At 48.8% G+C, this 22,405-nt stretch carries 13 protein-coding genes; 9 read left to right on the top strand and 4 right to left on the bottom strand.

The features are described 5' to 3' along the window. The first annotated feature begins 87 nt into the window (after positions 1–87). Complete coding sequence (locus IM638_06815) at positions 88–1,719, top strand: CTP synthase (GenBank protein MCA6362732.1); 1,632 nt, start codon at positions 88–90, stop codon at positions 1,717–1,719. A 113-nt stretch (positions 1,720–1,832) separates the two neighbouring features. Beyond that, positions 1,833–2,561: a PorT family protein gene (locus IM638_06820; GenBank protein ID MCA6362733.1), complete on the top strand. Its 729-nt coding sequence runs from the start codon at positions 1,833–1,835 to the stop codon at positions 2,559–2,561. Between the two features lie 6 nt (positions 2,562–2,567). Here the strand turns inward: IM638_06820 and IM638_06825 are convergent, their stop codons facing one another. Further along, a complete protein-coding gene (locus IM638_06825; GenBank protein MCA6362734.1) occupies positions 2,568–2,825 on the bottom strand; it encodes a hypothetical protein in 258 nt (85 codons plus the stop codon). Between the two features lie 38 nt (positions 2,826–2,863). Here IM638_06825 and IM638_06830 point away from each other — a divergent pair, with 38 nt between their 5' ends. The 7 genes from IM638_06830 to IM638_06860 all read left to right on the top strand — a co-directional run bounded on the left by IM638_06830 (position 2,864) and on the right by IM638_06860 (position 18,614). Continuing rightward, positions 2,864–5,722 carry a PD-(D/E)XK nuclease family protein gene (locus IM638_06830; GenBank protein MCA6362735.1) on the top strand — a complete coding sequence of 953 codons (2,859 nt, stop codon included), beginning with the start codon at positions 2,864–2,866 and terminating at the stop codon, positions 5,720–5,722. A 666-nt stretch (positions 5,723–6,388) separates the two neighbouring features. Continuing rightward, positions 6,389–8,224 (top strand): UbiD family decarboxylase, encoded by a 1,836-nt coding sequence (locus tag IM638_06835; GenBank protein MCA6362736.1) that lies wholly within the window; start codon positions 6,389–6,391, stop codon positions 8,222–8,224. A 59-nt stretch (positions 8,225–8,283) separates the two neighbouring features. After that, positions 8,284–10,626 carry a hypothetical protein gene (locus IM638_06840; protein ID MCA6362737.1) on the top strand — a complete coding sequence of 781 codons (2,343 nt, stop codon included), beginning with the start codon at positions 8,284–8,286 and terminating at the stop codon, positions 10,624–10,626. A gap of 111 nt (positions 10,627–10,737) precedes the next feature. Continuing rightward, a complete protein-coding gene (locus IM638_06845; GenBank protein MCA6362738.1) occupies positions 10,738–13,191 on the top strand; it encodes a hypothetical protein in 2,454 nt (817 codons plus the stop codon). Positions 13,192–13,218: 27 nt separating this feature from the next. Continuing rightward, positions 13,219–15,582, top strand: a complete 2,364-nt coding sequence (locus IM638_06850) for a M48 family metallopeptidase (protein ID MCA6362739.1) — start codon at positions 13,219–13,221, stop codon at positions 15,580–15,582. Between the two features lie 159 nt (positions 15,583–15,741). Beyond that, entirely contained in the window at positions 15,742–18,117 is a 2,376-nt protein-coding gene (locus tag IM638_06855) for a M48 family metalloprotease (protein ID MCA6362740.1), read from the top strand. Next, positions 18,117–18,614 (top strand): hypothetical protein, encoded by a 498-nt coding sequence (locus IM638_06860; GenBank protein MCA6362741.1) that lies wholly within the window; start codon positions 18,117–18,119, stop codon positions 18,612–18,614. The genes IM638_06855 and IM638_06860 overlap by 1 nt, the downstream gene beginning before the upstream one ends. 77 nt (positions 18,615–18,691) lie before the next feature. Here the strand turns inward: IM638_06860 and IM638_06865 are convergent, their stop codons facing one another. Genes IM638_06865 through IM638_06875 form a run of 3 tightly spaced genes read right to left on the bottom strand, consistent with a single transcriptional unit; the run spans position 18,692 to position 22,333 of the window. Next, positions 18,692–19,294 carry a hypothetical protein gene (locus IM638_06865; GenBank protein MCA6362742.1) on the bottom strand — a complete coding sequence of 201 codons (603 nt, stop codon included), beginning with the start codon at positions 19,292–19,294 and terminating at the stop codon, positions 18,692–18,694. A gap of 6 nt (positions 19,295–19,300) precedes the next feature. Then, the gene (locus tag IM638_06870; GenBank protein MCA6362743.1) at positions 19,301–20,002 is read right to left on the bottom strand and encodes a hypothetical protein; all 702 of its coding nucleotides are present in this window, start codon (positions 20,000–20,002) and stop codon (positions 19,301–19,303) included. 6 nt (positions 20,003–20,008) lie between these two features. Beyond that, positions 20,009–22,333 carry a M48 family metalloprotease gene (locus IM638_06875; protein ID MCA6362744.1) on the bottom strand — a complete coding sequence of 775 codons (2,325 nt, stop codon included), beginning with the start codon at positions 22,331–22,333 and terminating at the stop codon, positions 20,009–20,011. Positions 22,334–22,405 lie beyond the last annotated feature (72 nt).

Below are 22,405 nucleotides of genomic sequence, written 5' to 3' on the forward strand. Positions count from 1 at the left end.
TGTTTTCAGATTATCTGACAATCCTCATCAACCTTCAACGGGATTTACCTACCTTTGTATCCCGTTAACGAACGCTTTATCCACATGGTGTCGGCTCCAAAGTATATCTTCGTTACCGGGGGTGTTTCCTCTTCACTCGGTAAAGGAATCATCTCGGCCTCTCTGGCCAAGTTGCTGCAGGCTCGCGGCTACTCAGTAACAATCCAAAAACTCGATCCGTACATCAACGTCGATCCCGGCACACTCAACCCGTATGAACACGGCGAGTGCTACGTAACCGACGATGGCGCCGAAACAGACCTTGATCTGGGGCATTACGAGCGTTTCCTGAACGTACCCACCTCGCAGGCCAATAACGTTACCACCGGACGTATTTACAAAACGGTGATTGAAAAAGAGCGCCGCGGCGATTACTTAGGCAAAACCGTGCAGGTAATTCCGCACATTACCGACGAAATCAAGCACCGCATCCGCCAGCTTGGCAACACCGGCCAGTATCAGGTAATTATTACCGAAATTGGCGGTACGGTGGGTGATATTGAGTCGCTGCCGTTTGTGGAGGCCATTCGCCAGCTTAAATGGGAAATGCCCAAGGATGTATTGGTGGTTCACCTTACGCTGGTGCCCTACCTCTCAGCTTCGGGCGAATTGAAAACCAAGCCCACACAGCACTCGGTAAAGCTGCTTCAGGAATTTGGCGTACTGGCCGATGTGCTGGTGTGCCGCACCGAGCACGAACTGAGCCCCGAGCTGAAACGCAAAATGGCCCTGTTCTGCAACGTAGAAGCCGGTGCCGTTATCGAAGCACGTGATGCCAGAAGCATTTACGAAGTGCCCCTGCTTATGGAGCAGGAACAGCTCGACATGGTGGTGCTCAACAAACTGGGCCTTTCGGTTCAGCGCGAACCCGAACTTACCAACTGGAAAGCATTCCTGCACAAACTTTACCACCCGGTTACCGAGGTGCGTATTGGTCTGGTAGGAAAATATATTGAGCTTAAAGATTCGTACAAATCAATTGCCGAAGGCTTTATTCATGCCGGAGTAGCTAACTCATGCCGCGTTACACTCGAATGGATTCATTCAGAAAGCATTAACGAGGATAATGTGGAAGTGGTGCTTGGCGGACTGAGCGGCATACTGGTGGCACCCGGCTTCGGGCACCGCGGTATTGAAGGCAAAATTACCGCCATACGCTACGCACGCGAAAAAGGCATTCCGTTCTTTGGCATTTGCCTCGGCATGCAGTGTGCCGTGATTGAATTTGCGCGTAATGTGCTGGGCATGAAAGGCGCACACTCAACCGAAATGGATGCGCAAACGCCCTACCCGGTTATCGACCTGCTTGAGGCGCAGAAGAAAGTAACCCACAAAGGCGGCACCATGCGTCTGGGCGCATACCCCTGCGAACTTACCGAAGGCACAAAAGCCTACGAAATGTATGGCAAGCGCACCATTTACGAGCGCCACCGCCACCGCTACGAATTCAACAACGAATACTTAGCCGATTTTGAACGCGCCGGTATGACTGCCACAGGCATAAATCCAGAAGGCGGACTGGTGGAAATAGTGGAAATAAAATCGCATCCGTTTTTTGTGGGCGTGCAGTTCCACCCGGAATACAAAAGCACGGTGGAAAATCCGCACCCGCTGTTTGTGGGCTTTGTGAAAGCGGCAGTAGCCACCAAGAAAACAACTGCACCGACGGCCAAAGTATAGCAGCTTGTAATAACTTATCATCTGACGCGCACTTTTTACAAGGTGCCCGTTAGTTTTTTGGCAACCTGCCGGTAAAACTACGTCTTAGTAACTGTTAGAGAAAAACCCTTACAATGAAAACACGTTTTTTGTTTTGTGTTGCAGCTTTACTTGGCGCTGTGCTGATACATGCACAGGAAGAAACGATCACAAAAAAATGGCGTTTCGGCCTCTTCGCCTCGCCCGATCTGAGTTTCCGATCGCTGGCCGGAAACACAGGCACTTCGGCACAAATAGCCGGTACGCGTAATCGAATCGAGACACCCAAAACAGCCTTTACAGCAGGTGGCGAAGTGCTTTACCGACACTCCGAAAAATGGTCGTTTACCGGCGGCATACAGTTTAGTGTGAAGGGCGATAAAACAGATGTGCTTACTTTAACTTACAGTGCAGATCCGAGAACAGGATTTGCATCTGTTCCAGCTGGGGAACCAAATACGGTACAGCTCATATACAATTCGAGGTATATTGATTTGCCGTTGCGTGTGGACTATTATTTTTCACGTAAAAGAATTGCACCGTTTATTTCAGCGGGTGTATCAACCAATATCTTTCTGAATGAACGTACTGTGGTGGTGAAAGGATATGAAGATGGTTCGAAGAAAAGATCGGGCAATACGGCACAAAACGGCTACCATCGCGTAAATCCGCAGGTGCAGCTGGGCGGGGGAATTGATGTGGTTTTACCAACCGGCATATTGCGCGTTTTACCACTTGCACGCATGAGCGTATTGCCGGTAAATTCAGGTTCTGTTGACGGGTATTTTTATTCGGTGGGATTGGGGCTGAATTATTTTCTTTAGCGGAAATTATTCAGCAGGAAGCTGATGAAGGATTTGGGTGTATTCTTCTTCCGGAATTTCATCCGCAAAATCTTCGTAAGAAAAAGTTAAATCGTACACCCAGTTCCGGTCGGGAAGTATTTTCACTTCGTAGCGGTCAATAAACCAGCGGCTGCCCATTTTGCGGATTTCCTCATACTCCGAGGGACTGTTTATACGAAACCAGGAGGTGCCGGTTTTGTAGCGGCGGAATTGCGGGTAAGTGATATCGGGGCGTGCAGACACGGGCTTTCCTGTTAGCTTTGTACACCACAAAGTTAACGATGCCCGCCTTTCTCGAAAAAGTTGCCGATTTTATTCTTGCGCACCCTGCCGCAAAGCAGGGGCAGCTTTGCGTGGTATTGCCCAACCGCCGCGCCGGGCTTTTTTTGCGGCACTATCTTGCGCAACGTATTGATGAAGCGCAGTGGGCGCCGGCGGTGTTTTCGATTGAAGATTTTATTACCGAACTCACCGGCCTGCGCATGGCCGATCAGGCCGAGCAGCTTTTTGCGCTGTACAGCATTTACGCCACCGACGAGGCCGGCAATGCCGAAACGTTTGACATGTTCAGCCGCTGGGCGCCGGCGCTGCTGAATGATTTCAGCGAAATAGACAATTACCTTGTGGATGCAAAGCAATTGTTTGGCAACCTGGCCGACATACGCAATATTGAAAACTGGAGCTTAGGCCAGACGCAGCTTACCGAATTTCAGAAGCAGTACATGAAATTCTGGGAGGCGCTGGGCCGCTGGTACTACAGCTTTACCGGACAACTGCGCAACGACGAACTGGCCACGCCCGGCATGGCCGCCCGCCACGCGGCCGAACACATTACGCAGCTTACCAATGCGCAGCCGTGGAGCCTGGTGGTGTTTGCCGGATTTAACGCACTTACTGCGGCCGAGGAAAAAATAATTTCGCGCCTGCGCAAAGCGGGCAAAGCCGAAATACTGTGGGATGCCGACCGCTACTACTACGCCGATGTGGCACAGGAAGCCGGACGTTTTTTGCGTAAAACAGGCCGCGAACTTTTTCAGCCCGCCACGCCCGGCGCACCCGAATTTGTGCACACCGAAGACACACTGGCCGGCGATAAAAAAACAATTACCGTGGTGGGCGTGGCCCGCCATGCCGGACAGGCCCGCGCCGCTGCACATTTCCTTAAACAGCTGGATGCCGCGGCGCTGCAATCGCCCAAAACGGCAGTGGTGCTGGCCGACGAGCAACTGCTGCTGCCCGTGCTGCATGCCCTGCCCGAAGAAACCGGCCGTGTGAACATTACCATGGGCTATCCGCTCAGGCATACGGCCGTAGCTTCGCTCACCGACACGCTTTTCAGCCTGCACGAGCATGCCAGACGCTTCAGCATACGCACGCGCGAAGGCGAACTGAAATATTATCACACCGATCTTTCGCGCCTGCTGCGGCATCCGTGGGTGCGCATGCTGTTTGCCGCATCACACCTCACCGACAGGCTGGCCGATGCCATGGCGCGGCGCAATGTGGTGTTTATTGCACCCTCGCAGCTTATTGGCCTTCTTGAACATGTGGATGCCGCCGAAGCCGCGCTGCTGGCCGATTTGCTGCAGCCGTGGAATCAGGTGCAGGATGCGTTTGCAGGCATAAACCGCATGATTGCACACCTGCGCAAACTGTTTACGCCCGCCAGCGACGATGATGCGCCTCCGCTTGATTATGAATTTCTCTTTCAGCTGAGCCGCATTGTAAACCGCATGCAAACACTTACGGCACGCTGGCCGTTTATGAATGATTTGCGCACGCTGCGTTTGCTCATGGCGCAACAGATAAGCCAGGCCGCACTGCCTTTTTACGGCGAACCGCTGGCCGGTTTGCAGGTAATGGGCTTGCTTGAAACGCGCACGCTTGATTTTGAAAATATCATTCTGCTTTCGGCCAACGAAAATATTCTGCCTTCGGGCCGTTCGCAGCATTCGTTTATTGTGTTTGATTTGCGCAAAGGCTTTGGCCTGCCGGTGTGGCACGAACGCGATGCGGTGTTTGCCTATCATTTCTACCACCTTTTGCAACGCAGCAAAAACGTAGTGATTTTATACAACACCGAAAGCGACACCTTTGGCAGCGGCGAGCGCAGCCGTTTTGTAACCCAGCTGCTGCACGAACTGCCGCAGGTGAGCCGCCACGCCACCATTAAAGAAATGCTGTTTGACAGCGGCGTGAAAACCGGCGATGCACCGCCACCCATTGTAGTGCAAAAAGATGAGGCTGTGCTTGAAAAGCTGCTGGCACTGGCGGCTTCGGGCCTCTCGCCATCGGCGCTGAACAGTTTCCGCGACTGCAGCCTGAAGTTTTATTTCAGCTACGTGGCACAACTGCGCGAGGCGGAAGAAGTGGAAGAAACCATAGGCGCAAACACACTGGGCACAGTTATACACGCCACGCTGGAGGCCTTGTACAAACCACACTTAGGCACGCCGCTTACGCCCGAACTTATTCTGACGCTGAAGGCAAAAGCGCCGGCCGTTTGCGAAAAAGAATTTGCCGTGGTTTGTCCGCCCGACGAAACCGGCTACGGCAAAAACCTGCTCGCCAAACGCATTGCCCTGCGCTACCTGAGCCGCTATTTTGATGCCGAGCACACACGCGTAACACAGCTTGGCAAAGTCAATATTACCGCTACCGTAGAAGCGCTTGAAGAAGAACTGCGCATACCCATAACCGTAAACGGCCACGAGATGATGCTGCGCGGCACGGCCGACCGTATAGACCGCAACGGCAATGAAGTGCAGCTGATAGACTACAAAACCGGCCGCACCGCCGATAAAGAGCTGAAGTTTGCCGAATGGGACGAAATTGTGAGCAATGCCGAAATAGCCAAAAGCTTTCAGCTGCTCATGTATGCGCTGCTTTACCAGCGCCTGCATCCGGAAACGGAAACCATCACTTCGGGCATTGTATCGTTCCGCGATTTGAAAAGCGGCGTGAAAAAAGTGCGCACCCCGTTGGGCGATATGCTGCGCAATGAGGTGCTTACGGAGTTTGAACTGCAGCTCCGCAATTTGCTTCAACTGCTTGTTAATCCTGAAATTCCGTTTGCTCAAACTGATGATTGGGACAAATGCCGGATTTGTCCGTTTATACATGTGTGTAACCGGCATTAGCTGCACTAGCTGCGGAAAGTTTACTTTCGGCGAAGCCTGTGACGATGCTGCGGAAAGTTTGCTTTCGGCGAAGCCTGTGACGATGCTGCGGAAAGTTTACTTTCGGCAAAGCCTGTGACGATGCTGCGGAAAGTTTACTTTCGGCGAAGCCGGTGACGATGCTGCGGAAAGTTTGCTTTCGGCGAAGCCTGTGACGATGCTGCGGAAAGTTTGCTTTCGGCGAAGCCGAAAAAAACTTTCTGCAATATTTAAACAAGTTTGCAACTTGTTTAAATAAGTACAGTGCATTTACACAGCCATTTTTAATGCACCATACGGCATGAATTTCTAGCCCTGGCTGTAATGGAAAGCCTGCTACGATGCTTTATGTATTGAAAATGCTCTTGCAATGGAAGACAGGAGCGGACGGTATTTTGAAGCACCTGCGGTTCGCTCCTCCTCCTTAAAAAGCATTTTACCCGCAAGTCTGGAGACTTGCCAAATTATTACGAAAAGTTTATTGCCTGCGGCAATTGAAACTTTTCGCAGCGTTGCAGCGTTGTTGTTCAGAAAAGTTGATCGCCTCCGGCAATTGAAACTTTTCGCAGCCGTGCAGCCGTGTGGTTAAATTGCGAAAACCCGCATAAACTTTTTACACCGTTGCGGGTTTATTACCTTTGAAGACTTATGAGTTACGCCAGTTTAAGAGCCTGTGTGGAAGATTTGGAGCGGCACGGCCACCTGATTCGCATACGCGAAGAGGTGGATCCTTATCTTGAAATGGCTGCCATTCATTTACGTGTACACGAAGCGGGCGGCCCTGCGTTGCTGTTTGAAAACGTGAAAGGTTCGGCTTTTCCGGCTGTATCTAATTTATTTGGCACTATTGAACGGAGCCGTTTTATGTTTCGCCATTCGCTGGATGCGGTGCAGAAATTGGTGGCGCTCCGGTCAGACCCGATGCAGGCCTTGCGTAAACCGTTGCAGCATTTGGGCGTGCCGTTTACCGCATTAAAAGCCCTGCCGCGTAAAGCGCGACTGAGTGTGCCGGTGGCCGAAATGCAAACGCAGATTTCGAAACTGCCGCAAATACACCACTGGCCCATGGACGGCGGCCCGTTTGTGACCCTGCCCATTGTATATACCGAAGACATAGACCGTCCGGGCGTGATGCGTTCGAACATAGGCATGTACCGCATACAGCTTGGCGGCAACGAGTATGTGCAGGACAAGGAAATAGGCCTGCACTACCAGTTGCACCGCGGCATAGGTGTGCACCAGACCAAGGCCAATGCCAAAGGCCAGCCGCTGAAAGTGAGCATTTTTGTGGGCGGTCCGCCCGCGCTTACGTTTGGCGCGGTAATGCCCCTGCCCGAAGGCCTGTCGGAACTTACGTTTGCGGGCGTGCTGGGTGGCCGCCGTTTCCGCTACGCCTACCGCGATGGTTTTTGTTTGGCGGCCGATGCCGACTTTGTAATTACCGGCGAAGTATATCCGGGCGAAAACAAGCCCGAAGGTCCGTTTGGCGACCACCTGGGCTACTACAGCCTGAAGCATGATTTTCCGCTGATGCGTGTACACAAAGTGTATCACCGCCGCGATGCGATATGGCCGTTTACGGTGGTGGGCCGTCCGCCGCAGGAAGACACCAGCTTTGGCGCCTTGGTGCATGAGCTTACTGGAAATGCCATACCCGACGAGATTCCCGGTCTGAAAGCCGTGCATGCGGTGGATGCGGCCGGTGTACACCCTTTGCTGCTGGCTATTGGCAGCGAGCGCTACACGCCTTACCTGCCCACGCGGCGGCCGGCCGAGATTATTACGCAGGCCAATGCGATACTTGGATTCGGGCAGCTTTCGCTGGCGAAGTATTTGTTTATTTGCGCAGGCGAAGACAATCCGCAGCTCAACATTCACCACGTGGTGCCCTACTTCACACATTTGCTGAGCCGCATTGACTACACGCGCGACCTGCATTTCCACACGCAAACCAGCATAGATACGCTCGACTACAGCGGCACCGGGCTGAACACGGGAAGCAAAGTGGTATTTGCCGCTGCCGGCAACCCTGTGCGTGAGCTTTGTACTGAAGCGCCCGCCCTGCAATTGCCCACGGGCTTTGAAGGCTGCGGGCTGGCCATTCCCGGCGTACTTACCGTGCAGGGCCCGAAGTTCAGCACCTACGAAAACGCCACCCGCGAACTGGCCGTGCTTACCGATGCGCTAAGCACACAACCGCTTGAAAAAGCTGCCATGATTGTGCTTTGCGACGATGCGCGGTTTACGGCAGCCACGGTAAACAACTGGCTCTGGGTAACGTTTACACGCAGCAACCCATCGCACGATATTTATGGCGTAAATGCCTTTACCGAGCATAAACACTGGGGCTGCCACGGCCCGGTGGTAATTGATGCGCGGATAAAGCCGCACCATGCCCCGCCGGTGGAGAAGGATGCTGCGGTGGAAAAGCGGATTGACCGGTTGTTTGTGAAGGGTGGCCCTTTGCACGGGAAGATTAAATGATGATATTGGGAATTTGAGGGGGATTTGAGATATTTGTATTATCCAAGTTAACCTCAAACATGTCTTTACGGTTTTTCTCTCTGCTGTGCGGGCTACTTGCCTTCTCCTGCCTTTATTCACAACAAGCTGACTTCCCGTTGATGTATTCGCACGGGAAGATTCCACGAAAATTTCTTATCAAACCCGAAGCGGCTGCAAAAGAAGAAATTGATGCGATTAAAGCACAATCAAAACGACTCACTCAGGCCGAGGTCGATTACATCTATATACGGGAATATACGTTTAGTCATTATATCACAGAAGGAATAATTACTTATGGCGATGAGATAAGCAATTTCAGCCAACGAATTGTAAACCGCTTACTTGTAAATGATCCTGAGCTTAACAAAAAAATCAACGTTTACCTTCTTCGTTCGTATGAAGCCCGCCTCGTATCGTTCGACAACGGAATTATTTTTGTGAGTACCGGACTGTTCTCGAAAATTGAAAATGAAGCTCAATTAGCCTATCTGCTGGCGCGGGAAATTATTCATATCCGCGAAAACCATGCGCGTGAAAACTACCTGAATACATACTCAGGCGAGAGTAGAAATATCCGATATCAGGACAGGGTTTCGGTTTTCTCGGCAGAGCAGGAAGCTGTTACAGATAAAAAGGCTATTCGACTTTTTATTGATGCAGGGTATGCAATGGAGGAAAGCGTGAAATCACTGACCTTACTTTCATCTTTCGACCAGTGTTTCGGGAATATCAAATTTGACATTTCCTTTTTTGAGCATGATGATTACATTTTCCCGCTAAACTATCAACTGCAAGAGCTTGTTTTGGCGCCCGCAGACTCGCTGGCCATGCAACTGTTCCCTAATCTTAGCAACCGGATAAACGATCTGAAAAGCTACATTCAACTGCTTCAGCAGGCAGAAGGGAAATCAGCATTCGAGAATATTTCACAGCTGCAAGTTTGGGCACGCGAGGAAACCATACGCATGTATTGTATTGATCAAAAAATAAATCATTCGATATACGGCGCCTATGTGATTTTACAAACCGACAGCCAGAATAAAGCCGCCCGCCGCACAATTGCCTATTGCCTTGCCATAAAAGCAATTTACGAATCGCCGGACCATGCAACCTATTCCACCAATGTAATTGTACTAGAAAAAAATGCCGCATTTAAAGATTATTCAAAAAAGAGCACTGGAAATAAAGACGAAGAAGTTGCTGAAAAAGTAACACAGGCAGGAGAAGCTCAGCGTGTAAATCATTTTCTCACCAGTATGAGTCACCCTGAACTTACAATTCTTGCGTTAGATCATAACTGGGGGCTATATCATCAATATGCTACTGAAACAGATGCACTGAAAAGAGTTAAAATGCTGATGAATATCCTAAAAGCGAATTACGATCTCGGACTGATGGAGTTTTCGCACACTGCTTACCAACCTGTGTTGAATGAAAAAAGTGCCCCGGAAAATTTAACTCAGAACCCGCTTCCGAAACCAACAGGCAAACCTATAATTACGTTAGAACCACTGCAAGCAAAAGACGCATGGGGTACATACAAGGAAACTCAGGATAATAATCTGGAACAAAAGATGCAAGGGTATTCGATAAACGACCCTAACGGAGAAAAAGACAAAACATCAAAAATAATTCCCCCTGTAAAAGCAGTAACCTGGCGGAAAGCCGATCCTGAAAAACAATATGAGTCTGTAATATACAACTATTACGAATATGCGTTTGTAAGCTACATTCATGATGCTGAATTTATTAAGGCGTTTAATCGATCAGCAGATAAAATTACAATGGAAAAAACATACAGGGATTTTACCCCTTATGTGGTGTATGAAATGAAGCACAACTCCGGATTGGGAAAAGATAAATTTATACCCGGTTACATTTACGGTTTAGAAAGACAATATAATTCACGCCTGGAACAGCTTACAATTAACAATGACGGATCGGAAGAAGTACGGAAATATCAGAAAGATGCAGTCTTCTCTTATTCAGACAACTATGCTAATGCTGCGTTTTACAGTGTACATAATTTAACTGAAAACGACACATTTGCATACTCCTATTACTGTATTTATCAAACCATACTCAGTGATTTATACAACCATCTTAAAGAAGACCGGTATATAGCACCCGACATTTGCGGAGTGCTCAGGAATAATGTGACCATTTTCTTTAAAACAAACATCATACTTTCCAGCTACGTCATTAACCAGTCACAATCTGATGGTCGATCAGCCTCCCGCATAACCACTACAGGCATAGACATGGATACCGGACGAATAGTACTTTACTGGTATGAGGAAAACAGCATGCTTGCTAAAAGTTATTTGTTAAATACACATTATAGTAACATCAGAAAGAAAATAAGCTACCAGCCCAAATAAACATACCTGCTACTGAGGAAATCCATGTTTACATTGCGCGTCAATACCAACCCCGCTACACCCGCACGAATTCATTTTGAATTCTGCACTTTTTTGCATATTTGTAACAAGATGCTTAACCTCAAGAACAGCACCTCTTATTCATTTCTGGTTTTGTTTTGCGCACTGTTGCAAGGGCTTTCTGCACAGGCACAATACAATGACTATTCATTAGTAAAGTCAAAAGGCGATATTCCCGCAGACTTTATTCAGCCGGTTGATGTGCGTACAAAAAACAGCATTCAACGGCTGGGGCTTCAATCGGTAAATGCGCAGAATTATGTCTGGGCCTCAGAAAGCGTATTTTCCTATTATGTGAATTCGGGTATGGTTACTTTGGGCGACAGTGTCAGCCTGCTTTGTACGCAGATAATTGACCGGCTCCTTGTTTCAAACAAAGCGTTGCGACAGAACCTCAATGTGTATCTCCTTCGTTCAAGCAAGCCAGAAATTTATACGTTCTACAATGGCAATATGCTTGTAAGTACGGGCATACTTGCCCGCACTGCCAATGAAGCGCAACTGGCCTACCTGATTGCACGCGAGATTATTGTGTACAGAAATATATTTGATGGCCGGCAGATTACTTCCACTAAGCTCAATTTCCAAAAAGACTCTCTTGATTTAGAATCAGCAGTTTTTACACGCTCGGAAGAAGAAGAAAGCGCCGCTGACCGCCAAGCCTTAAAAATGTATCTCGAAGCCGGATATGATGCTTCTGAGGCGATCACCGCGTTAAAACTGCTCTACAACCCTGAAGCCAGCTTTGATGATGTGCCTTTTGATCTGAGTTTTTTTGAGCACGGTGACTATGTATTTCCGCCATCTTACCACTTAAAAGAACTGGTAGCCGGAGATACAAACTCGTTTAATGAACAAACTAACCTTCAGCTTTCACGACGAATTACTATTTTAAAATCACTCATCCAACAAGTTGAGGCTCCCGGAAATAAATTTATTTTACAAACAGAGGCCGAGTTTATTTCGCTCAGCACACTGGCGAAACAGGAAGTAATGCGGCAATTCTTTATTGATCAGCAGCATGAGTACGCCATTTATTCGGCATACCTGCTCCTGAAAAAAGACTCCACCTATCAGCCTGCCAAAAGTATTATTGCCCATAGTTTAAATACACTCGCCATCTACAAAACACAATCAATACCGGAACCACCTCCCTTAATTTATATCGTTCCGCTGAAACCGGTTGTTAATTCTGTAAATACACCACCTGCTGTATATACAATTCAGCCCACTTCTAATATTGCTGGCGAAGCTCAGCACATCAATTACCTTCTTCACCAGTTAAGTTATACCGAATTTTACATTCTCGCTCTTGACTGGCAATGGAAAAACCTGAAAGCGTTAAAGAAAGCTGATAAATCAATTGAGCAGACACAGGTGAAACGATTGATGTGGATGTTAAAACACAATTCGGGTTTTTCCCATGTGGCATTTTCTCCCGCTCCATTTAAACCAATTTCGCTGGGTGAAAAATATGAAGTAAGGGAAACAACTTCATTTACTTTGAACAGAAAGCCTTCCGTAACACTTACGCCACCGTCGCAGCTTTTAAACAAATCGGTAATTGGAAGTGGTGCCCTTAGGGAAAAGCCCAAAGAAGCGCCTGAATTTTCTGCTACACCTAAAAAAAACATCGAACAGATCAGTACACAATACGACATCAAAAACAGTGAAGATGTGTATCAATCAAACACAAATACACTTCCTTTAAAAACAACTTATTTCAACGTAAAAAGCAGCCGCCTGATTTCCGATGAAAAGGCTATTGTACAATGGAAAGGTATGCCTGATGATTCGGCGTATAGTTATGCCTATGTATATTATCTCTATGCATTTACCAGCCACATGAAAGACAGCACGTTTGTGGAAACATTCAGAAAGGCCGGGCCGCAAGGGAATGAAACACCATTGTCAGACTACAGTATGCGAAATCGAATTGTATATGATAAAAGAAGTAAATACGGACTAGGAGCCGACACGGTTCTGATTGGGCGCATGCTTGCGGTGAATTACAGCGAAATTAAGCGAACCGGAACTATTGCTATGGGTGATGAACTTTTAGATGAATATACGCAGTACCAGAGGGAGGCTCTTCAGGTTGCTGCCGGGTATGAAAAGTGCTATCCGTTTATACCGGATTTATCTTCGATAAGCAGTACTGATGTTGCAAGCTATACCAATTGGTGCATGGTTAAAACCTGGCAACGCGAACATGATAATTATTCTGCATACGGATTCTCACTACCTACATTTGCCTATACCAGTCTGGGCGATTCAGTAAGCAGGGCATTTCACACTCCTTACATTACCTATACCTACGCTGTGAGCTACCTGATGCGCTCTACGGTTCCCAAATCGCAGCTTGTTTCTCTGGTGTATGAATTACAAACCGGATACTTGGTGATGTATCTGCATGAAGAAAACAAACGTACAGCCACCTTTGATATTCAGAAATGGTATTACCGGTTTTTGCTGGAAAAAACCAAATACCCGCGTTTGGATTAACACACCCCTCAGATCAATATAAAGTCGATGAAAAACTACCGGATCATTTTGCAACTGGCAATGGCACTCATGCCGATTGTAACAGTCGCCCAAACCCTCTTCCACTCGCATGGCACCCTGCCCGCCCCGCTTACCGGCAAGCCCGACGAGCGTGCAAAGAAAATGGTGGAAGAACGCAAAATGGAAAGCAGTCTGCTTGACGAGAGCGAAACGGCTTTCATTTACCTCACCGAATACTCGTTTGCCAATTTTGTAAACTCCGGCAAACTTACCGTGGGCGATTCGGTGAGCAACTATGCCGGGCGCATTCTCGACCGCCTGCTGGCGAAAGACCCGAAGCTGCGGAAGAAAATTACTGTGTACACCCTGCGCTCGACCGAGGTGAATGCGTTTATGATGGCCAACGGCGCCCTGCTGCTGAGCACCGGACTACTTGCGCATATCGAAAACGAGGCGCAGCTGGCGTTCATTCTCTCGCACGAAATTGTACACTTCCGCGAACGCCACAACCTGCAAGGCTTTCGCAACCGCCAGCGTGCGGAGAGCCGCTACTTCGACCCCATGGCCGGTGTGCTGCGCTTTACGCGCGAACTTGAACTGGAGGCCGACGAGGAAGGCGTGAAAATTTTCCGCAATGCCGGCTATGCCCTGCACGAAGGCTACTCGGCGCTGAAAATGCTGGAACATCACAACTGGTCGTTCGGACAGATTCCGATGTACCCGAGCTTTTTTGAACACGGCGATTACCGCTTCCCGTCGTATTACACACTCGACAAAATTGCCGAAGTGGAAAAAGACGATGTGGAACGCGACGAATCGCGCAGCACGCACCCGGGTCTCGATAAACGCCTGCGCGTAATTGCACCGCTGCTTGGCGATACATCCATGCGCACGCCGCTTTGGCTGGTGTCGGAAAACAGTTTCCGCATTGTGCAGCAATTCTGCCGCCGTGAAGTGATTAACCTTTACCTCGAAGAGCGCAACTACCCCGAGGCCATTTACGGCGCATATATCCTGCTTCAGCAAGACAGTAAGGATCAGTTTGCGCGTGAGGTTATTGGCAAATCGCTCTACAACCTCGCCATCTATTACAGCGAATCAGAGTTTTACACCTTGCCCGATGTATTTATCTACGAATCACATCCGCTGTTTAACAACAACAACGATGAGCCTGATTATGTAATGCAGGGCCCGGAAGAAGTACACGGCGAATGCCAGCGGCTGGTCCATTTTTTCCACCAGCTTTATCCGTTTGAATGGGCAGTACTGGCGCTCGACTGGAACTGGAAACTGAATGAAGAAAGTCAGTTTAACGATCAAACCAACCAACGCTGCCTCAACCTGATGGAAGTACTCAAAGCCTGGCATTATCTGAAGCCGGAGTATTTCAGCAAAAAAGCATTTTCGCCCACAGATGAAATGCAGCGCGATGTGTTTGACGGATTCCGCAGGCCAAAAGACATGACCAACACGCGCCTGCCGAAATTCTATCCCAAAAAAATACGCGAAGAAATTTATAACGAAAATCGCGGGCGCACTTATTACAGTCTGGCCGAACTGCAGGAAACTATGGAACGTATGGAAAAAGAAATTAAATCGTCTATACGCGAGAAGAAAGAAGCAACGCTATACGACCCTGCCCTGCTGGTGTTGTACAAAGGCCCCTATCCTTCTGATTCCACGAAACGCGATTCGGTTTATTTCTACTACCGCTATGCGTTTGTTGATTACATGAAGGCCAGCAATAAATTCCTGCTTACGTTTGAAGATGTGCGGGAAACTCCCCGCGAAAACCCTTACGATGATCTCGACATCACGGCTCGCAGTCAGCGCGGATTGTATGGCCCCGAAGGGCTTGGCCTCTCACGCGTAGCGGTGATGGAGCCGCAGGCATACTGGCTGAATGAAAATACAAACACCGGCGAAACACAATACGACGGCGATAAAAGCGGCAAAATGTTTACCGCGCAGGAACGATCGCTCTTCAATGCGGCGAAAACGATGGGGGTAACTTTGGTGTATATGAATCCGGAGAAAATGAACAGTTCCGACACTGCGCTTTACACCACCTACTGCATGCTGAAAACCTGGCTGAGCGAGCGCAGCGAGCTCGGCGGAAACTCACTCATTACCAATACCGCCTATCCCGGTCTGGGCGACAGCATTGCCACGCGGCTTGGTACACCGTATGTAATGAGTAGTTTTTGCACTACCAAAAAAGTAAAAGGCAAAGGCACCTACACCCGGAATACGACCCTGATCTACGACCTGCGTACCGGGGAAATGGTCATGCTCCATCAGAATATTGATCGTGGTTCAGCGAAAGAAAACCGGCTGCTGAACTTTTTCAACAACGGCTTCAGAGCCATGAAACGTCCGAAAGACCGCTAAGCACCACAACAATTTGCAGAAAACAGCGTTTCGTGAAAACAAACGCTGTTTTTGTTTTTTTAACGATCATTCTTTATGAATTCAGGCCTTAATCAGCATCATTCCTGTATCTTTAAGCATACCCATACATTATGAGGGTGTGTACCCCACAAAACTGCTATGAAAAAATACCTTATTCTCCCGATTTTATTTATTTCTTCGCTCGCACTGGCGCAGCCTGCCGCTCCTGTGCGTGTGGGGCCGCTTCAGCCTGCCGGTAAACTCCCCGCCAGTTTTACCACGCCCAGTCACCTGATTGCCCAACAAGAGGCCGAACGCCGCAAAGCCGCCGGCGATCCGATGGACGAAGGCGAAATGGAATTTACCACCGAGGTAAATTACTATTCGCAGCAACGCCTTACATCCGGCCTCATCCTTTACAACGATCCGATGAGCACCTACATTACCGATGTAGCCCGGCTGCTGCTGAAAGACGATACTGCGCTGTTCAACAAGCTGCGCTTCTATGTGTATAAAACACCCGAGCCAAATGCATTTACATCGGCCACGGGTGTAATTATGATTACCGTAGGTATGCTGGCGCAGGTTGACAATGAGGCTCAGCTCGCCTACATCCTTTCGCATGAAATAATGCACTACAAGCAGAAACACATGCTGAAAGGCTTCCGTAAACGCGAAAAGCTGGAAGAGCAAACCGGCAATGCGCCAAGCTATATGTGGAGCCGCAGTTACTTTCAGTTCACACGTGAGCATGAACTTGAAGCGGATGCAATGGGGTTTGATCTCTACAGCAAATCGAACTACCGGGCACACGAAGCCCTGCGCATGTTTGATGTGCTTGAATATTCGGATTTACCGTTTGACGATATGACGTTTGACACGCTGTGGTTTAACCGTGGCGATATGAAAGTACCCGGCGGCTATTTCCGTAAAGAGGTGGATCCGATTTATTCGGATGACAACTACGAAGACCGCAACAGCACACACCCCAACGTGCGCAAACGCCGTATGGCCCTTATCTCGTCGGTTGACAGTGTGAGTGAAGAAGGCCGGCAGCTTTACATTATTTCGAAAGAAAAGTTTATTCAGTTCCGCGAGCGTTCGCGTTATGAAGTGTGCCGCCTGCACATGCTTGTGCGCGATTATCCCGAAGCCATTTACTGCGCCTACATGCTGCTGCAGAAGCATCCGAACGATATTTATCTCGAAAAGATGATCGGTTATGCGCTGTTTAACCTTACCACCTACAGCCAGACCAAGAGCCAGGGCAATATGTTTTTCGACCCCTCGCAAATGTTTATGAGCTATCGTGGCGGCCGTTATTCAAGACTCAGCACGGGCGGTTTTTATCGTTTGCCCAACTGGGAAAAAATGACCGGACAGCAGCAGCAGCTGTTTCACCTGTTTGATAAACTGGAGCCCGACGAATTAACTGTACTTACCCTTACCTACAACTGGGATTTGTATCGTGCCGATACTACCGACAGGTTTCAGGCGCAGCTTTGCGACAGTTTGTTTTCCATGCTGGTGTTTAAGCAAAACCTGCCACGCAGCTATTTCTCCACAATTTCGGCTGAAGCTGCGCGACAGAAACTGCGTGACGACTCATTGCAGCGTGCAAAAGATGTGGGCGAAACCGGTGACTCGAAATACTCTCGACTCGACAAATTCAAACTCAATTCAGACAAAGAGCGTTTTGTAAAGTTTGCGTTTGTGGATTTACTCAAAGACTCGCTTTTTATTGAACGTTTCAATTATTACACCGCGCAACGCACCAGTTTTGTGGATGCCGACGAAACACCCGAATGGCTGCTTCGTCGCGGAATGAGCAAGAAGGAAAGGGAGGAATGGAAAAAATACCGTGAAGAATCAGGGTGTGAAATAGACAGGCTCGTGGTGATTTGTCCGGAATATGAAACATACCAGCAAAAGAAACGCAAGGAGCGTGAACTGGAGCAGGATTATACGGCAAGTGAAAACGGACAGGTATCGCTTTGCGGCGTGATTCGCCGTGAGGCTTCAGCTCAAGGCGTACAAACCATTTTACTTTCACCGTTTGAAATGGACAGCCTCGACACTGATTCGTTTGCGGCGATGGCCACATTGAATGAATGGTTTTTTGAACGCCTGCGTCATGGAAACAACCGTTACACCATGACGTTGAACAACAAACACGAAACTGATTCAATTGCGGCCTTGTACAACGTGCGCTACATCATGTTTACTGCGGTAGAATCGGCCACACGCAAACGCATCCAGCGCCCGGTGCTTTACACTGTAACCTGTGTTATTTTCCCTCCTGCGCTTTACAAACTGTTCATACCGCAGGTACGCTATCAGTTCGAATCGGCCGTGCTTGATTTGAAAACCGGCGAAGTGATTTATTACAATTACGAGATAAAGCGCAAAGGCAAGGAAAAAGAGCAGACCAACAAATACTACAACAAGCTCTTCAAGAAACTGAAAGCGAAAAAACTGCCCAAACCTCTACCGCCCAAAGAAGAAGTACCACCCGAAGAAGCGCATAAACAGTAATGCCCAACGATTTTGAAGCCATCCACCGCCGCTTTCGCACTGCCCTTGAAAAAGGCACACCGGGAGCGGCGGCGCTTGCTACACTATGCGACGAGCTGGGGCTTATACGCACGGGCTCAGTCTTTCGAATGGCGCCCGAAATAAGTCAGGCCTACGCCATTGCCTCCGGCCACAAACCCATCGAAATTCTCATCAGCCCCGAAATCCTTGCCGATACATTCGACTTTGGTCTGCTCACACGCATACTCGCACACGAGCTTTTGCACGTGCAGCAGCGCACGCGCATATTCCCCATGAAAGACCACAATGAGCGCGAATTTGTGGCCTATGCCGATACGCTTCTCCGCACTGATCTTCCGCCTATCGGCTCATTGTATGTGAAAAAGGAGTTTTTGAAAAAGGGATTGAGTTATTATCCGCAATTATCAAAGTGGAATCAGTGGTGGTACCGGGATGTGAAGGCGGAACTGGAAAAATATGGAAAGATGCTGGGGTAAAGATCGTAACGCTCCGGCAAATCCGGCTATCGAATTTCGCTTCAATGGGCTTGTCCCTGCAAGCAAAACACGATTGATTATTTGGGTTCACCAGGCCCGAAATACTTCACGCCGCAATATGCAAAACAGGATTGCAGCAACTCATATTTACCTGTGCAGAAAGTCCCCCATACCGAATCGGGAAGGTTGCTTTTGAAGCCCCGGCACTCCAGACAGCATTCAAAATAATACTTCACCCGCCCCCGACTGTCTTCAAACAATATCGCATGCCGGGGTTCATAACAACCGTATTGCACTTCTTCGATTAAAGTGGTTTTTGGGGAATAATTGTAATTGTACAGCACATTCGTAAGGCTGTCTGTTTTAACCGAATCAAGAATAATATTATCAATAACATATTGTTTTTGGAGTACAGAGTCTTTCACAAGAGCCTTTACACCAATCATATATTTTGAAAACGAAATCAGGCGTACAGTTAATTTTTCACTGAATGGTGCACGTTGTAAACGCTGGCTGAAGCTCAGCGTTCCATTCAGATAGCACTGATTATCGGAAGTCTCTGCAGTTGGCAGTGGCGGAGGCGGAAGGCGTTCGCCTGTTTGCCTTCGCAAACAAGAACCCAAAAGCAGCAACGCCATAATGACTAATGAACCGGCAAGATGCGGAAAGAGTACACGCATCGGGGTTTACAATAAAATCCCTACTCCGAAAAACACCGAAAACGCCCGGCGCATACCGAAATCGCGCTGAAAATCGGATGCGGTGAAAACCGGATCTTCGTTTGCACTGATGTTCAGCACATACGGTACACTGAAACGCAAACCGGTGTTGGCCACCACACGTTCCCAAAACAACATTTGTGTACCAAAGGCAAACTGCGCCTGTAATACGGTTTGTGTTTCGGGCTTGCTGCCGTTTATGTAAAGCGGTACATCAAGAGTGTTGGTTACATCGTTATTGTATTTGGCCTGTGCGTACACAAGCTCGGCATCCCAGAATTTACCAATGGGTGCAATGCCTCCACGGCCTTTACGGAAAGTGCGGAACACCATCGACATCGTTTGCCCGTCGAGTTTGGTGCCAAAATATTCTTCAGCCGCGCCGTTGAGCGAATAGGTATTGCCTACATCCATATTAAAACGATTGTAGCTCACCCCCAGCTGCGTGCGCCGGCTGATGATACAATGCAGCGCACCGCCGTACTGATAATTATAAACAAAACGCTGGTCAGAAAGCAAACCAAACGGCGTGGACGAAGCAAAATTGAATGGCATGTATGAACCCTCGGCCTGCACAATGATGCGGTGACCAAGATAACCGCCTTTGCCTTGTGCAAAGGATGTATAGGAAGCTGCAAGCAGCAGCGTGATAAAGAGAATACGTTTCATGGCTGCTTACTTTTTGGGGTTGGAGAGTTGACGCATGAGATCATACACATGCAAACGCAAACGCGATTTGGTGTGACGCTGATTACTCATTTCTGTATTCCGGCTGTACACCAGCTTACCGGTCGATACATCGTACACGATTGTCACAAAGGTTACGCTTTCTGTGGGTGTAAACAGACGGTAAATTACATGCGGTGCAATGGGCAGAATGAGTGCGCCCGCAGCACGTATGGCCTGCACACGTCGTTTATCGCGATACACATAGCAGGCTGTCCACATAAAATAATTGGTGCCGTACTTTTTGGCCAGCGCCTGCATGTCTTCCTGTGAGTATGGCATGAGTTTAGACGGACGCACATCTTCGCGCACGGAAAGCCAGCGGCTGGCGGTATTCATATCGTTAAATGCCGCAGCTGATGATGTATCAAGCACAGTCTGATCAAGCAGCGTAAGGTTGATGTTGCACAATGCGGCCGAACGCCGGAGCTCGGCCACAAATTCGGCACGGCCTTCAAGCGAGGCTGTAATATCAATCGGCACCCGCTCTTTACGCTGATCATACACGGCAAACTGCGGATCCACAAGTACCACACGCTGTATGCCCTGCGGCCCCAGCAGTTCCGACTTCCGGCGGCGGCGGTATCTGCGCTCTTCAGTTCCGCTCATCTGGTCGAGAATTTCGTTTACCTGCTTCACACTGTCGGCAAACGCGGTCGATTTTTTAAACATCTCCACAAAACGGGCATCCTTCAACTCCTCAATAAATGCAAACGACCAGTATTCCACATCGGTATAGATGGAATCAATATCATAATTATCCACCGCGCACTGAAAACGATCGCGGGGCGAATCAGACTTCGGCTTTTTCTTCAGTGTAGTATCGGCCGCAGCAATATTACCCAACCGGATCCAGAGCGAATCGCTGCTCTGGAAATCACTTTGCTTCATCTCGTGGAAAAAGGTAAGCTCGCGGAATAGTCCGGTTGTCCACGTGGCTACATCAGCATCGTTCGGATACTTCAAATGTACAGCCCAGGCATAACGCAACGCCAGCACATTCCACGCTTCCGACTCGGTTTTATTTACCAGTCTGTTAAAGCGGCCCATCTCGCCGGTGGGCTTTTCACTGCTGCCCATATCACCACCGGTAATCACAAAAATATTTCCCAGCAATGACGCCAGATCGCCAAAATCGAATGTCATGTTTTTATCCAGTACACTGCCGTAAAGGGCGCGTGCCATTTCTTTTTCGAGATACGGATTGCCGGGATAATACTGCAGCATGGCATAGGTCATGTAAACAGCATCGCGGTAGTTGCCTTCATCGCTGTGCAGGGCGCATTCTTCAAAACGTGCCATCATGCGCACACGGTAAAACTGTTTTTCCGACACAAGAAAGTACGCGCCCGTTGTATCGGTTGCGCTTTTAAACTTGCGCATCATGCCTCTGCGGCGCTTGCCTACACTGGGGTGCGTAGCCAGATCGTTGTCGCCGTCTTCTTCGTCAACCTTGTAGGGCTTAATTGTGTCGGCCTGATATTTTGACGGAAGCAGGAAATACTGGCCTTCAAAAAATGAGCGGGTAAAGGTGGTGTCGGTAAACGGGAAATCAGCCTGCGCAAGCAAATCGAAACCTTTTACCGCCGCATGCGGATCGTAGCCCGACTTGAGCATGAGTTCAAATCCTTCTTCGTCGGCTTGTGTTTCCTGCGTGCGCGAGTAGCTGTGTTTTTTGTAAAAACGGTTGTTCAGCGTAATGCCTTCATACTGCTCGGTGCCTGTGCGCATTTTTTCGGTTTCGAGAAAACCTGTAACCACATGGCGACGCTTGAAGTGAATAATTTCGTGCGCCAGTACAAACGCCAGCTCGGCTTCATTCCGCACGCGGGTAAGCAGCCCCACAGTTACAAAAATTACGCCCTGATCAGTGGCAAATGCGTTAACAACCGGCGTGCGCAGAATATAGAAATGCAGCTTTTTGCGCAACTCCGGATCGTGTACCAGCAACGAGTCGGCCACCTGATTTACAAAAAGCCCCATCGAATCATTCACCAGCACTTCGCCACTGAAACGCATCTGATCAACCTGAAAATTGGTGAGCAGATAAAATTCGTCCTCCGCATCCTGTATAGACTGCTGCTGGCTTTTATCTACCTTCTCAAGGTCGTTTTTATACTTTTCGGCTGTGGGGGTCACAAAATCAGTCGGCAGCGGACCATTGGAAACCGGCCGGCGGAAATTGCGCATATCGGGCAGCTGGGCAAACAACGCCGAAGCAAACAAACAGCCAATAAATGCAGCAAGCAGCTGCAAACGGGGAGAGTTTATCATAGCTCGTAAATATACATATTGCCGGTCGGGTTTAAAAACCGGCAAAATCGTTTATCAACCACCTGTAAGCGT

It is taken from the genome of Bacteroidota bacterium, from assembly GCA_020402865.1.
Lineage (GTDB): Bacteria > Bacteroidota > Bacteroidia > Palsa-965 > Palsa-965.